This is a genomic window from Streptomyces sp. NPDC006265 (assembly GCF_040613555.1).
In the GTDB taxonomy this organism is placed as follows: Bacteria; Actinomycetota; Actinomycetes; order Streptomycetales; family Streptomycetaceae; genus Streptomyces.
Genome location: NZ_JBEXSH010000148.1, coordinates 1 through 13,638, shown reverse-complemented (window position 1 = coordinate 13,638; position 13,638 = coordinate 1). Strand labels below are relative to the sequence as shown.

Sequence of the window (13,638 nt, the reverse complement as noted above, 5' to 3'; positions counted from 1 at the left end):
GGGAGCGTACGCCCGGCTTAACAGCCCACCCCGATAATGTCCCCATGGGAAAGTCCAAGGGCGGCCGGCGCAGACAGGCCGGTGCGGAGGCCGTCGTCGAGAGCGTCGACGGCGGGCTCGCCGAGCTGATCCCCGACCGCGAGCGGGCCCGCGCCTGGACCCTGGTGATCGACGGGGCCCCGCAGTCGCACGTCGACCTGGACGACCCGGCGTACCTGTCCTTCGAGTACCAGCGCCGCCTCGGGCACGTGATCGACCTCGTCGCCCCGCCCGGCCGCCCCGTGCACGCCGTGCACCTCGGCGGGGGCGCCCTCACCCTCGCCCGCTACGTCGCCACCACCCGGCCCCGCTCCACCCAGCAGGTCGTCGAACGGGACGGCACCCTCGTCCAACTGGTCCGCCGCGAGCTGCCGTTGGATCCGAACGCGCGCATACGGGTGCGCTCCACCGACGCTCGCGAGGGTCTTGCCAAGGTGCCGGACGGCTGGGCCGACCTCGTCGTCACCGACGTGTTCAGCGGGGCCCGGACACCGGCCCACCTGACCTCGACCGAGTTCCTCGACGACGTGCGCAGGGCCCTCAAGCCCGGCGGGGTCTACGCCGCCAACCTCGCCGACGGACCGCCGCTCGCCCACCTGCGCGGCCAGATCGCCACCGCCGCCGCCCGTTTCGAGGAGCTCGCGCTGGTGGCGGATCCCGCGGTGCTGCGCGGCAAGCGCTTCGGGAACGCGGTCCTGGTCGCCTCCGACCACCCGCTGCCCGTCGCCGAGCTGACCCGCCTCGCCGCCTCCGACCCGCATCCCGCCCGGGTCGAGCACGGCAGGACCCTCACGGACTTCACCGGTGGGGCCGCGCCCGTCACGGACGTCGCCGCGGTGGCGTCGCCCGCACCACCCGCGTCGGTGTTCAGATGACCCCCGACGGCACTCGGCAGGCGCCGACGCCCGCGTACCGCACTCAGTAGGTCCCGATCTCCACTCGTGGCGGCCCGTCGTGCCAGGTGCAGAACACCGACACCCGGTCCGCGCCCGAGGAGAACTCCACGCGGATCCACGACTCCGTCTTCCACACCTGCATCGACCAGCCCGCACCGGGCGTCGCCGAGACCAGCGAGGCGGAGGTCGTGCCCAGGTCGAAGACCGCCCGGCCGCCGTCGGTGTCGTAGCTCTTGACCCGGCCGGAGGCGACGCCGGGGGCGGTGTCGGGCGAGGACGAGGGTGTGGGGGAGGGGCTCGGTTTCCCGGACGCGGACGGCGGAGGCGTGCTGCTCGGCTTCCGCCGCTCCGGCGGAGGTGTCCGTTCCGGCGGCGGTGTGGCCGGCGCCTTCGGCTCCCGCGTGGACGCGTCGGCGGCCTTGATGGGCAGGGCGCGCGGCGGGTCGTAGGCCGTTCCCGTCATCACCGTGTGGACACCCCACCAGGACAGCGTGACCGCCGCGCCCGTGGCGAGCAGCCAGGCCAGTACGTGTACGAGTCCTCTGCGCATCGCGGGCCATACTGCCTCACGCGTCCCACCGGTTGTCCACAATCGGACTCGTCCGAGGGCCCGTTGCCCCCAGCCGGGGAGTTGTCCACAGGCCCGCACCCGGCTGTTCGAGATGGCGTACGGTGCGGCGCATGGCAAGTGTGCTCGTGGTCGAGGACGACCAGTTCGTACGCTCGGCGCTGATCCGGCACCTGACCGACGCCTCGCACACCGTGCGCAGCGTCGGGACGGCGCTGGAGGCGCTGCGCGAGGTCGCCCATTTCCGCTTCGACGTGGTGATCCTGGACCTCGGACTGCCCGATCTCGACGGGTCCGAGGCCCTGAAGATGCTGCGTGGGATCACGGACGTACCGGTGATCGTCGCCACGGCCCGGGACGACGAGACGGAGACCGTACGGCTGTTGAACGCCGGGGCGGACGACTACCTGACCAAGCCCTTCTCGGTCGAACACCTCTCGGCCCGGATGGCGGCCGTGCTGCGCCGCGCCCGCTCCGGCGCCGCGGAGGGAGAGCCGTCCCCCGTGATCCGGGTCGGCGGCCTGACCGTCGACCCGCTGCGCCGCCAGGCCGAGCTGGACGGCGCGCGACTCGACCTCACCCGCCGCGAGTTCGACCTGCTCGCCTTCCTGGCCGGCCGGCCGGGCGTCGTCGTCCCCCGCAAGGAGCTGCTCGCCGAGGTCTGGCAGCAGTCCTACGGCGACGACCAGACCATCGACGTCCATCTGTCCTGGCTGCGCAGGAAGCTGGGCGAGACGGCGGCCAGCCCGCGCTATCTGCACACCCTCCGGGGCGTCGGGGTGAAGCTCGAACCGCCAGGAGCGCCGCGATGAGGTGGGCCCTGGTCAAGGTGTCGCTGGCGGTGACCACCATGGTCGTGCTGGCCTTCGCCGTGCCGCTCGGACTCGTCATCCGCGAGATGGCCCGCGACCGTGCCTTCTCCAACGCCGAGCGGGAGGCCGCGGCCGTCGCCCCCGCCCTGTCCATCACCACCGACCGCGACCAGCTGGAGCGGGTCGTCGCCTCGGCCGGCTCCGACGCGGGGATGGCCGTGCACCTCCCGTCGGGCGGCGGTCAGGAGGCCCTCGAACTGGGGCGGCGGCGCGCCGCCGACCAGGAGATCGCGGCCGTGCGGAAGCTGGGCCGCGTCTCCACCACCGGCGTCACCGGCGGCTGGACGCTGCTCCAGCCCGTCGCCCTCAGCACCGGCAAGATCGCGGTCGTCGAGGTGTACGTGCCGGAGTCCGACGTCACCAACGGCGTGGGGACGGCCTGGGCGGTGCTCGCCGGGGTCGGGGTGGCGTTGATCCTCGGTTCGGTCGCGGTCGCCGACCGGCTGGGCGTCCGCATGGTCCGGCCCGCGCAGCGCCTGGTCGAGGGGGCGCACGACCTGGGGGAGGGCCGGCTCGGTGCCCGCGTGCCCGAGGAGGGCCCGAGCGAACTGCGGCTCGCGGCGGTCGCCTTCAACTCGATGGCCGACCAGGTCGTCCAGCTCCTGGCGAACGAGCGGGAGCTCGCGGCCGACCTGTCCCACCGGCTGCGCACGCCCCTGACCGTGCTGCGGCTCAATACCGCCTCGCTCGGCGAGGGACCCGCCGCCGACCAGACGCGCACCGCGGTCGAGCAGCTGGAGCGCGAGGTCGACACCATCATCCGTACGGCGCGGGAGGCCAAACCGCAGACGGCCGCGGCCGGTCCGGGCGCCGGGTGCGACGCGGCCGAGGTGGTCCGGGAGCGGATGGCGTTCTGGTCGGCGCTCGCGGAGGACGAGGGCCGCAAGTGGCGGGTGGCCGGGGCCGGCCGGCCGGTGCGCATACCCATGGCCCGCGCCGACCTGGCCGCCGCACTCGACGCGCTGCTGGGGAACGTCTTCCGGCACACCGCGGAGGGCACCGCCTTCGCGGTCGACGTGCACAACGGCGAGGACGCGGTGATCGTCCTAGTCTCCGATGCGGGCCCCGGCATACCCGACCCCGAGGCCGCGATGGCGCGAGGCCGTGGTTCAGGCGGCGACGGCTCCACCGGGCTCGGCCTGGACATCGTGCGCCGGCTCGCGGAGTCCACCGGCGGGGACGTACGGCTCGGATCCTCGGTGCTCGGCGGCACCGAGGTGCGGATCTGGATCCAGCTGGACGGCCGTGCTCCCGCGAGCGGAGGCCACCGGCAGCTGCGGCGGCGCCGCCCCGGCAGGTTCGCCGCCGCGTACCACCGCTCCCGGTCCCACTGAGCGCTCCCCGCAGGTGGTCTTCACGGGACGGTCACGTTTCGACAAATGAAGGGAACGGCTCTTGACGCATGACCGGACATGCGGCTGTCATTGCGCCATCATGTTCGGTCAAGTTGATTTCTGGTCGATTGCGACTGGAATTCACGCCACACCCTCGTGGCCGAACCCTGCCTTCAGGAGCCGTCCATGCACGACCTCTCTTCCTCCGGTTTCTCCCTCCCCGCTCCCAGCCGCCGCACCCTGCTGCGCGGAATGGGCGGCGTGGCCCTGCTCGGCGCCGGCATACCCCTGCTGAGCGCCTGCGGCGGCAGCGGCTCGTCCGCCGACCCGAAGACGGTCAGTCTCGGCTCCAACTCCTCCGACGCCGTGCCGAAGAAGGCGTTCGCGGAGATCTACGCCGCCTTCACCAAGAAGTCCGGCATCAAGGTCGACGTGAACACCAAGGACCACAACACGTTCCAGGAGCAGATCAACTCCTACCTGCAGGGCACGCCCGACGACGTGTTCACCTGGTTCGCCGGCTACCGCATGCAGTTCTTCGCCTCGAAGAAGCTGGCCACGCCGATCGACGACGTGTGGCAGAAGATCGGCGGCAACTTCCCCGAGGCGATGCAGAAGCTCAGCAAGGGCGAGGACGGCAAGTACTACTTCGTTCCGCTGTACACGTACCCGTGGGCGGTGTTCTACCGCAAGAGTGTCTTCGCCCAGCACGGCTACAAGGTCCCCACCACCTGGGACGACTTCGTCGCCCTGTGCAAGAGGATGAAGAAGGACGGGCTGGTCCCGATCGCCTTCGGCGACAAGGACGCCTGGCCCGCGATGGGCACCTTCGACCAGATCAACTTCCGCACCAACGGCTACGACTTCCACGTCGAGCTGATGGCCGGCAAGGCCTCCTGGACCGACCCCAAGGTGCGCAAGGTCTTCGACCACTGGACGGAGCTCCTGCCCTACCACCAGGAGGGCGCGGTGGGCCGCACCTGGCAGGACGCGGCGCAGACGCTGGTGGCCAAGAAGGCCGGCATGTATCTGCTGGGCACCTTCGTCGGTCAGCAGTTCACCGACAAGGCCGACCTGGACGACCTGGACTTCTTCGCGTTCCCGGAGATCGACCCGCAGTTCGGACAGGACACCGTCGAGGCCCCCACCGACGGCTTCATGCTCTCCAAGGCCCCGAAGAACCATGCCGGCGCCGTGAAGCTCCTGGAGTACCTGGGCACGCCCGAGGCCGAGCAGATCTACCTCAAGGCCGACTCCAGCGTGGTCGCCGCCTCCACCAAGGCCGACACCTCCTCCTACACCGCGCTGCAGAAGAAGTCCTTCGAGATGATCTCCGGCGCGAAGAGCCTGACGCAGTTCATGGACCGTGACTCCCGCCCGGACTTCACCTCGACGGTGATGCAGCCCGCGCTGCAGAACTTCGTCCGCAACCCGAAGAACATCGACAGCATCCTCTCGTCGATCGAGCGCCAGAAGAAGACGATCTTCGCCTCCTCCTGACGAACGGAGACCCGACGACTCGGATCACGACATGACCGCCACCCCCGCGAAGGCTCCGGAGTCGGCCACCCCGCCGGCCCCGGGGCCCGCCCCGACGTCCCCGACCGCCAAGGCTCCCCACGGCCACCGACGGCTGCTCACGCGCCGCGACCGCATCACGCTCGGCCTGATGGCCGGGGTGCCGACGATCCTGCACGTCCTGCTCGTCTGGCTGACGGCGCTGGCCTCGATCGCGCTGGCCTTCACCACCTGGGACGGCATCGGCTTCGACTCCATCAAGTGGGTCGGCCTGCACAACTTCCGTGAACTGTTCACCAGCAACCCGCAGTTCTGGCCCGCCGTCGAGCACAACGTCGTCTGGTTCGTGGTGCTCATCCTGCTGCCCACGCCCTTCGGCCTGTTCCTCGCCGTGCAGCTGGACAAGAAGATCCGCTTCAGCCGCGTCTACCAGACCGCGTTCTTCCTGCCGGTCGTGATGTCGCTCGCGGTCATCGGGTTCGTCTGGCAGCTGATCTACAACCCGGACACCGGCCTGATCAACAGCCTGATCGGCGCCAACAAGCCCGGCCACTACATCGACTGGATCGGCGACCCGGACCTCAACCTCTGGGCGATCCTCGTCGCCGCGTCCTGGCGGCACGCCGGTTACATGATGATCCTTTACCTGGCCGGTCTGAAGGGCGTCGACCCCGCTTTGCGCGAGGCGTCCGCCCTGGACGGCGCCAGTGAGTGGCAGACGTTCAAGAACGTCATCTTCCCGACCCTGCGCCCCACCAACACCGTCGTCCTGGTCGTCACGATCATCGAGGCGCTGCGCGCGTTCGACCTGGTCTTCGTCTTCAACAAGGGCGCCCAGGGCACGGAACTGCTGTCGATCCTGGTGACCAACAACATCATCGGCGAGTCCAGCCGCATCGGATACGGATCCGCGATCGCCGTCGTCCTGCTGGTGATCTCGCTCGCGGTGATCATCCCGTACCTGATCGCCACCTTCCGGAAGGAGCGGCGCGCATGAGTTCCCACCCGTCGCCCACCACTACCCTGAACGTGGCGCTTCGCGCAGCCCCTTTGAACTCTGGCGGCACGCGGGGGCAGCGCACCCCGATCCGCCCCGCCCGGATCCTGCTCCACACCTTCCTGGTCGTCACGGCGCTGGCCTGGCTCGCGCCCCTGCTGTGGGCGATGTACGCGGCGATGCGCCCGTACGCCGAGACCAGCACCAAGGGCTATGTCTCCTGGCCCGACAAGCTGAGCCTCGACAACTTCACCAACGCCTTCCAGCAGTCGGACATGCTGCACTACTTCGGCAACACACTGCTGATCGCGGTCCCGGCCGTACTGCTGACGCTGCTGCTGTCGTCGATGGTCGCCTTCTACGTCAGCCGCTTCGACTTCCGGGTCAACCTGTTCCTGCTGCTGGTGTTCACGGCCGGCAACCTGCTGCCCCAGCAGGTCATCATCACCCCGCTGTACCGCCTGTACCTGCTGATCGACCTGCCCGGCATCACGATGAGCGGCAAGCTCTACGACTCCGCGCTCGGCCTGGTGCTGATCCACGTGGCGTTCCAGTCCGGCTTCTGCGCCTTCGTGCTGAGCAACTACATGCGCTCACTGCCGCACGAACTCACCGAGGCCGCCCTGGTCGACGGCGCCTCCGTCTGGCGGCTGTACTGGCAGATCGTGCTGCCCCTGTGCAAGCCCGCCATGGCCGCCCTCGCCACCCTGCTGTCCATCTGGATCTACAACGACTTCTTCTGGGCCATCGTCCTCATCTCCACCGGCGAGAACATGCCCATCACCTCGGCGCTGAACAACCTCTCCGGCCAGTACTTCACCGACCCCAACCTGGTCGCCGCCGGAGCCCTGCTCACCGCGATCCCCACCCTGATCGTCTACTTCGCGCTCCAGCGCCAGTTCGTCAGCGGCCTCACCCTGGGCGCCAACAAGGGCTGACGCCCACTCCCCGAAAGAGAACCTCCGTGCACCACCCCTTCACCCCGGTCGCCTCCGTGCCGGTCGACCCCCGCAAGGCGCGCGTCCACGAGGAGGGCTGGCAGTCCTGGAGCCCCAGCGGCGCCTACGCCCTCGGCGCGACGCCGCATCGCCCGACGAACGCCAACTGGGCCACGGTCTGCTACCGGCCCGGCGTCACCGTCCCCGAGGGCACCTTCCAGGGCGAGGGCCTGCTCGCCCTCGACCCCGGCGACGGCTCCCCGGTCCGGCTCTGGGCGGCGGCCGAGCCGACGCGTGAGGTGCCGTCGATCCGGCTGGTCACGGGGGACGGGCGGGCCGCCGAGATCAGCGCCGACGGGCCGGTGAAGGAGTGGACCGGCCCGGACATCCAGTCGGTCCTGGGCGCGTGGGCCAGCGGCCTCGGCCTCGCCACCCCCCGCCCGGCACCGACTGTCTGGTGCTCCTGGTACGAGTACTTCACGGCCGTCACCGAGGACGACATCCACGAGAACCTCCGCGCGATGGACACCCTCGACCTGCCCGTCGACGTCGTCCAGATCGACGACGGTTACCAGCGGGCCCTCGGCGACTGGCTCACCCTCTCCGGCCGCTTCCGCTCCCGCGCCGGCGTCGCCGAGAAGATCCGCTCCCGCGGCCGCCGCGCCGGCATCTGGACGGCCCCGTTCCTCGTCGACCCGGCGAGCGACCTGGCCGCCGCGCACCCCGACTGGCTCGTCCGCGACACCACCGGCGGCTTCGCGCACGCCGGCCGCAACTGGGGCCACGACCTGCGCGTCCTGGACACCACCCACCCGGACGCGGCGGCGTACCTGACCGAGGTCTTCACGACCCTGCGCGCGGAGGGCTACGACTACTTCAAGACCGACTTCCTCTACGCGGGCGCCCTGCACGGCGTACGCCACGCAGACACCGGCGCCCTCACGGCCTACCGCGCCGGCATCGCCCTGATCCGCGAGGCCATCGGCGAGGACGCCTACCTTCTGGGCTGCGGCGCGCCGGTCCTGGCCTCCATCGGCCTGTTCGACGCGATGCGCGTCAGCCCCGACACGGCACCCCACCGCCGCCCCGAGGCCGATGACTACAGCCAACCCGGCCAGAACCCGGCCGAGTTCACGGGAGCGGCCCGCCAGTGGCAGCACCACCGCCTCTGGATCAACGACCCGGACTGCCTGATGGCCCGCCCGGCGGTCGAGACCCGCGAACAGTGGGCGGCGCACGTGGAGTCCACCGGGGGCCTGATGGCCTCCAGCGACCGGCTGCTGTCGCTGGACCAGTGGGGCGTGGAGACGACCCGCCGGCTCCTGTCGGGCGCCCACCGCTGAGAGACGGCCGGGGCGCGGCACTCCCCTAATCGTGCCGCGCCCCGCCCTCCCCGTTCCCCCGTCGGTCAGACCGCCTCGACCTCGGGCAGCGCTCCGGTCCGCGCCGCCCGGCCGTACCACCGGGCGCTCGTCTTCGGCGTGCGTTCCAGCGTCGCGTAGTCCACGTAGACCGCGCCGAAGCGCTTGCCGTAGCCGTACGCCCACTCGAAGTTGTCCATCAGGGACCACAGGTAGTAGCCGCGGACGTCGGCACCGTCGGCGATGGCCCGGCGGACCGCCGACAGGTGGCCGTGCAGGTAGGCGACCCGCTCCGGGTCGTGCACCCGGCCGTCGGAGTCGATCTTGTCGTCGTAGGCCGCGCCGTTCTCCGTGATGTACAGCGGCAGGCCCGGCGCCTCCCGGGTGTAGCGCATGATCAGCTCGTGCAGACCCGTCGGGTCGATCGTCCAGCCCATCTCCGTGCGGTCGCCGGGCGTCTGGTGGAAGGCGACGTCGTCCGCGGCCGGCCACGGCGAGTGGTCGCTCGCCCCGTGGCCGTCGGCGCGCGGCGTCTGCGCCGACGCGTCCGCCGCCGAGACAAGCGCGGGCGTGTAGTAGTTGAGGCCCAGCGCGTCCAGCGGCTGGTTGATCAGCTCCAGGTCGCCGTCGAGGACGAAGTCCCAGTCCGTGAGGCCCGCCGTCGCCACATACAGCGACTCCGGGTAGGCGCCGTGCAGCATCGGCCCGTGGAACACTCCGTTGGCCAGGTCGTCGATCCTGCGGGCCGCGTCCAGATCCGCCGGGTCCTGCGAAAGCGGCCGCACCACCGAGGAGTTGAGGCTGACCGCGACGGTGTTGCGGGCCGGCATCACCGACCGCAGCGCGGACGCGCCCAGCCCGTGCGCCAGGTTCAGATGGTGCGCGGCACGCAGCGAGGCCGCCGGATCCGTACGGCCCGGGGCGTGCACCCCGGAGGCGTAGCCCAGGAACGCGCTGCACCACGGCTCATTGAGTGTGATCCACTGCTCCACCCGGTCGCCCAGCGCCTCGCCGACGATCTGCGCGTACTCCGCGAACCGGTACGCCGTGTCGCGCTCCGGCCAGCCGCCCGCATCCTCCAGCTCCTGCGGCAAATCCCAGTGGTAGAGGGTGACGGCCGGCTTGATGTTCTTGGCCAGCAGCTCGTCCACCAGCCGCCGGTAGAAGTCCAGGCCCGTCTGCACGGCCGGGCCCCGGCCGGTCGGCTGCACCCGCGACCACGAGATGGAGAAGCGGTAGGCGCCCAGGCCCAGCTCCGCCATCAGCGCCACGTCGTCACGGTAGCGGTGGTAGTGGTCGACAGCGATGTCACCGGTCTCGCCACCGGCTGTCTTGCCCGGCGTGTGGCTGAAGGTGTCCCAGATCGACGGCGTACGGCCGTCCTCCCGCACCGCGCCCTCGATCTGGTACGCGGATGTCGCCGCGCCCCACAGGAAGGCGGGCGGGAAGGTCACCGGAGTGGCCGGGTTCTCGGAGTCAGGCATGGAAGCGCTCCCAAAGCGGGTCGAGTAGACCGAAGACGGAGGGGAGGGGACGAAAGAAGAGGAAAGAGGAGGGGCCGGAGCGGCGCTGACCCGGCCCCCTGAAAGGATCAGCCCTTGACGGCGCCCTGCATGATGCCGCCCACGATCTGCTTGCCGAAGATCGCGAAGACCAGCAGCAACGGCAGCGTGCCCAGCAGCGCGCCCGCCATGATCAGGGACTGGTCGGGGGTGTAGCCGCGGCCCAGGCCCGCGACGGCGACCTGCACGGTCGGGTTGCCGGTCTGCGTAAGCACCAGGAACGGCCACAGGAAGTCGTTCCAGGTCTGCACGAACATCAGCATGCCCAGGACGGCCATCGCGGGCCGCGCGGTCGGGAACACCACGTGCCACACCACGCGCCAGCTGCTCGCCCCGTCAACGCGGGCCGCCTCGATGATCTCGTCCGGCAGCGCCTGAATCAGGTACTGCCTCATGAAGAACACGCCGAACGCGCTCACCAGAGAGGGGAAGATCACCGCCTGGAGCTGGTCCGTCCAGTCGAGCTTGGCGACCATCATGTACAGGGGGATGATGCTGAGCTGCGGCGGCACCATCATCGTTCCGATGACCACGAGCATCGCCGCGCCGCGGCCCTTGAAGCGCAGCTTGGCGAAGGCGAATCCGGCAATCGTCGACAGGAACACGATGGTGAACGACGAAATGCCGGCCACCAGAGTGGTGTTGAGGAACGCCTCGCCCAGGTTGGCGTCCGTCCAGGCCACTTCGAGCTTGTCGAAGAGGCCGGAGCCGAACCAGAACGGCGGCGGGGTCTGTGCCAGGCGCTGGTTGTCGCGCGAGGCGGCGATCGCTGTCCACACCAGCGGGAACAGCGAGATGACGGTGAAGAGGGCGAGGATGACGTACGCCACCGGGCCGGCGTGCAGCTGCCCGCCCGCGCGTGCCGCCTTCATGCCACGTGATCGCTTCGGCGGCTCGGGGGCCGCGTCGGCCGGGGGTTTCGTCAGGGTCGTCGTCACGGCCTTCTCCTTAGCTACTGGCGCGCAGCCGGCGCGAGATGACGTAGTTGACGATCCCGATCACGATGAGGATCAGGAACATCGTCCAGGCGATGGCGGAGGCGCGGCCCAGGTGCTGGTTGATCCAGCCCTGCTCGTACAGGTAGAGGCCGAGCGTCTGGAACTGGTGCTGGGATCCGCCGGAGGCGCCCTTGTTCGCGTCGAACAGCAGCGGCTCGCCGAACACCTGCGAGGCGCCGATGGTCGACACCACGACCGTGAACAGGATCGTCGGACGCAGCGAGGGCAGCGTGACGTGGAGGAACTGCCGCCAGCGGCTGGCTCCGTCCAGTGCCGCCGACTCGTACAGGTCCTGCGGGATCGCCTGCATCGCGGCCAGGTAGATCAGCGCGTTGTAACCCGTCCAGCGCCAGATGATGATGCTGGACACGGCGATCTGGGAGGGCCACTTGTCGTTCTGCCAGTCGACGTGGTCGATGCCGACGGCGTTCAGCACCCAGTTGATCATGCCGTAGTCGCGGCCGAAGAGCAGCACGAAGACCAGCGAGGCGGCGGCGATCGACGTGGCGTACGGGGCCAGCATGACCACGCGGTAGAAGGTGGAACCGCGCAGCTTGTAGTTGAGGATGTGCGCCAGGCCCATCGCCATCAGCAGCTGCGGAACCGTGGAGATGACGCCGATGGTCAGAGTGTTCTTCGCCGCGTTCCAGAAGAAGTCGTCGTCGAAGATACGGGTGTAGTTGCGCAGGCCCGCCCAGGACATGTCCGTGGGTGCCGTCAGCTCCACCTGGTGCAGCGAGGCCCAGCCGGTGTACAGCAGCGGGAACAGGCCGAACGCGAGGAAGAGCAGGAAGAAGGGCGAGACGAACGCGTAGGGGCTCCACCGCATGTCGCGTTGCCAGCGACGGGAGAGCCGGGCGCGCTTCTTCATCGCCCGCTCCGTGTCCGCGTCGGCCGGCGGGCGGCCCGGGGCCGCGCCCCCCTCCTTCACGGGGGGCGCGGCGGTGTCGTGCCTGGATGCCATTCCGGTCACTGGTCCAGGTTGTTGTCGATGGTCTTGACGGCCGTGTCCCACGCCTCCTCGGGCGACTTGCCCTGGGTGACGAGGATGACGCCGTTGTCCGTCAGACCCTGCTGGATGATCTGGTCCTTCGGGCCGATCGTCTGCACCGGGCTGCTCTTGGCGGCCGCGGCGAAGATGGTGCCGATCGGCGCGTCACCGGTCATCTCGTTCTTGGCGCTCTTCACCGCGTCCGACTCGTAGGCGGCCGGGGTGCTCGGGAAGCTGCCCTGCACGGCGAACAGCTTGGCCTGCTGCTCGGGCGCGGTCAGCCAGGCGGCCAGCTTCGCGGCCTCCTCGGCGTTCTTGCCGGACTTGGGAACAGCCAGGAAGGAACCGCCCCAGTTGCCGGACTTCGGCGACGCGGCCACGTCCCACTTGCCCTTGGCCTCCGGCTTGGACTTGCCCTTGATGTAGCCGAGCATCCACGGCGGGCAGGACATCGCGGCGAACTTGCTGTTGGCGATCGTGGTGTCCCAGGCAGGCTGGAACTGTGTCTGGTTGCCGATCAGTCCGTCCTCGGCGGCCTGGGCGGTAAGCTCGAAGGCGTCCTTGACGGCCGGGTTCGACTTGTAGACGACCTTGCCGGAGGAGTCGTAGAAGCGGTCCTTCTCACTGCTGAGGATCGCCTGGAGCAGCCCGCCGGGGGAGTCCAGGAAGGTGGTGCCCTTCGGCGCCTTCTTCTTGTAGTCCTCGCCGACCTTGACCAGCTTCTTCCAGTCACCGGCCCACAGCTTGGCGACCTCCTCGCGGTCGGTGGGCAGACCGGCCTTCTCGAAGAGGTCCTTGCGGTAGCAGATGGCCATCGGGCCGACGTCCGTACCCAGGCCGACGGTCTGACCGCCCTCGGTGGTGGCCTGCTGCCACTTCCACTCCAGGTAGTCGCTCTTCTTGCCGTACTTGGAGAGGTCCAGCAGCTTGTCGGACTGGGTCTTGACGATCTCGGCGATGTTGCCGACTTCGACGCCCTGGATGTCCTGCAGGCCGCTGTTGGTGGTCAGGTGGTTGACCAGCGTGGGGTAGTAGTTCTCGTTCCGCTCGACGACCGTCTGCTGGATGTCGACGTCCGGGTGGAGCTTCTCGTACTCCTTGTAGAGGCCGGCCTCCTCGAACCCGAAGGTGCCGAAGAGTCCCAGGGTGATCTTGGTCTTGCCGCCGCTGTCGCCGTCCGACGACGAGCCGCCGTTTCCGCCGTCGTCGGCACAGCCGGCCAGCAGCCCGGCGCCCAGCGACGCGACGGCCGCGACGACCATCGCCTTGCGGGCGGTTCGGATGCGTGCTCGCATGTCGTCCTCCTGTTGCCCTGACGTGCCGACCCCCCGGCCAACTGCGTTGTCGGACCCTTTTTACGCGCTCAGGCTCGGGTGGGGAACGTGCGGGTTGTGTATGTGCCAGGTAGCGTGGGAGCGCTCCCACCAGTGATGTGTTGAAGAGTCCCCGGTCGTGGCGGGGGTGTCAAGGGACCGGACAGCGAGAGATGCGTTCAGTTATCTGCCTGTTAACTGGACCCGGGCCCGGACCGGTAGGGGCCCGGTCCGGAGGGATCAAGCCGACC

The 13,638-nt window shown here is 69.7% G+C and carries 12 protein-coding genes; 7 read left to right on the top strand and 5 right to left on the bottom strand.

Going from position 1 to position 13,638, the window contains the following annotated elements:
• Positions 1–44: 44 nt before the first annotated feature.
• Entirely contained in the window at positions 45–914 is an 870-nt protein-coding gene (locus ABZ281_RS14965) for a fused MFS/spermidine synthase (protein WP_356655571.1), read from the top strand.
• 43 nt (positions 915–957) lie between these two features.
• On the opposite strand, the gene ABZ281_RS14960 is transcribed toward ABZ281_RS14965, so the two are convergent.
• On the bottom strand, positions 958–1,485 hold the full coding sequence (locus ABZ281_RS14960) for a hypothetical protein (protein ID WP_356655569.1): 528 nt from the start codon (positions 1,483–1,485) through the stop codon (positions 958–960).
• A 131-nt stretch (positions 1,486–1,616) separates the two neighbouring features.
• Between ABZ281_RS14960 and ABZ281_RS14955 the strand changes: the two genes are divergently transcribed.
• From ABZ281_RS14955 to ABZ281_RS14930, 6 genes are all read left to right on the top strand, one after another.
• Complete coding sequence (locus ABZ281_RS14955) at positions 1,617–2,315, top strand: response regulator transcription factor (RefSeq protein WP_356655567.1); 699 nt, start codon at positions 1,617–1,619, stop codon at positions 2,313–2,315.
• A complete protein-coding gene (locus ABZ281_RS14950) occupies positions 2,312–3,709 on the top strand; it encodes a HAMP domain-containing sensor histidine kinase (protein WP_356655565.1) in 1,398 nt (465 codons plus the stop codon). Before ABZ281_RS14955 ends, ABZ281_RS14950 begins: the two co-directional genes overlap by 4 nt.
• Before the next feature lie 186 nt (positions 3,710–3,895).
• Positions 3,896–5,209 (top strand): ABC transporter substrate-binding protein, encoded by a 1,314-nt coding sequence (locus ABZ281_RS14945; RefSeq protein WP_356655563.1) that lies wholly within the window; start codon positions 3,896–3,898, stop codon positions 5,207–5,209.
• A 31-nt stretch (positions 5,210–5,240) separates the two neighbouring features.
• Entirely contained in the window at positions 5,241–6,224 is a 984-nt protein-coding gene (locus tag ABZ281_RS14940) for a sugar ABC transporter permease (protein ID WP_356655561.1), read from the top strand.
• The gene (locus ABZ281_RS14935) at positions 6,221–7,162 is read left to right on the top strand and encodes a carbohydrate ABC transporter permease (RefSeq protein ID WP_356655559.1); all 942 of its coding nucleotides are present in this window, start codon (positions 6,221–6,223) and stop codon (positions 7,160–7,162) included. Before ABZ281_RS14940 ends, ABZ281_RS14935 begins: the two co-directional genes overlap by 4 nt.
• A gap of 26 nt (positions 7,163–7,188) precedes the next feature.
• Complete coding sequence (locus ABZ281_RS14930; RefSeq protein ID WP_356655558.1) at positions 7,189–8,505, top strand: glycoside hydrolase family 36 protein; 1,317 nt, start codon at positions 7,189–7,191, stop codon at positions 8,503–8,505.
• Between the two features lie 65 nt (positions 8,506–8,570).
• Here ABZ281_RS14930 and ABZ281_RS14925 read toward each other — a convergent pair whose 3' ends face one another.
• From ABZ281_RS14925 to ABZ281_RS14910, 4 genes are all read right to left on the bottom strand, one after another.
• Positions 8,571–10,007, bottom strand: a complete 1,437-nt coding sequence (locus ABZ281_RS14925; RefSeq protein ID WP_356655556.1) for a GH1 family beta-glucosidase — start codon at positions 10,005–10,007, stop codon at positions 8,571–8,573.
• A gap of 107 nt (positions 10,008–10,114) precedes the next feature.
• On the bottom strand, positions 10,115–11,023 hold the full coding sequence (locus ABZ281_RS14920) for a carbohydrate ABC transporter permease (protein WP_298555083.1): 909 nt from the start codon (positions 11,021–11,023) through the stop codon (positions 10,115–10,117).
• Positions 11,024–11,033: 10 nt separating this feature from the next.
• Positions 11,034–12,047, bottom strand: coding sequence for a sugar ABC transporter permease (locus ABZ281_RS14915; RefSeq protein WP_356655553.1), 1,014 nt, complete (start codon positions 12,045–12,047; stop codon positions 11,034–11,036).
• Between the two features lie 5 nt (positions 12,048–12,052).
• On the bottom strand, positions 12,053–13,369 hold the full coding sequence (locus ABZ281_RS14910) for an extracellular solute-binding protein (RefSeq protein WP_356655551.1): 1,317 nt from the start codon (positions 13,367–13,369) through the stop codon (positions 12,053–12,055).
• Positions 13,370–13,638 lie beyond the last annotated feature (269 nt).

Bases quoted from the DNA above. Each gene is read 5' to 3' on its own strand.
- ABZ281_RS14965 (WP_356655571.1), top strand. From the start codon at position 45: ATGGGAAAGTCCAAGGGCGGCCGGCGCAGACAGGCCGGTGCGGAGGCC.
- ABZ281_RS14960 (WP_356655569.1), bottom strand. From the start codon at position 1,485: ATGCGCAGAGGACTCGTACACGTACTGGCCTGGCTGCTCGCCACGGGC.
- ABZ281_RS14955 (WP_356655567.1), top strand. From the start codon at position 1,617: ATGGCAAGTGTGCTCGTGGTCGAGGACGACCAGTTCGTACGCTCGGCG.
- ABZ281_RS14950 (WP_356655565.1), top strand. From the start codon at position 2,312: ATGAGGTGGGCCCTGGTCAAGGTGTCGCTGGCGGTGACCACCATGGTC.
- ABZ281_RS14945 (WP_356655563.1), top strand. From the start codon at position 3,896: ATGCACGACCTCTCTTCCTCCGGTTTCTCCCTCCCCGCTCCCAGCCGC.
- ABZ281_RS14940 (WP_356655561.1), top strand. From the start codon at position 5,241: ATGACCGCCACCCCCGCGAAGGCTCCGGAGTCGGCCACCCCGCCGGCC.
- ABZ281_RS14935 (WP_356655559.1), top strand. From the start codon at position 6,221: ATGAGTTCCCACCCGTCGCCCACCACTACCCTGAACGTGGCGCTTCGC.
- ABZ281_RS14925 (WP_356655556.1), bottom strand. From the start codon at position 10,007: ATGCCTGACTCCGAGAACCCGGCCACTCCGGTGACCTTCCCGCCCGCC.
- ABZ281_RS14915 (WP_356655553.1), bottom strand. From the start codon at position 12,047: ATGGCATCCAGGCACGACACCGCCGCGCCCCCCGTGAAGGAGGGGGGC.
- ABZ281_RS14910 (WP_356655551.1), bottom strand. From the start codon at position 13,369: ATGCGAGCACGCATCCGAACCGCCCGCAAGGCGATGGTCGTCGCGGCC.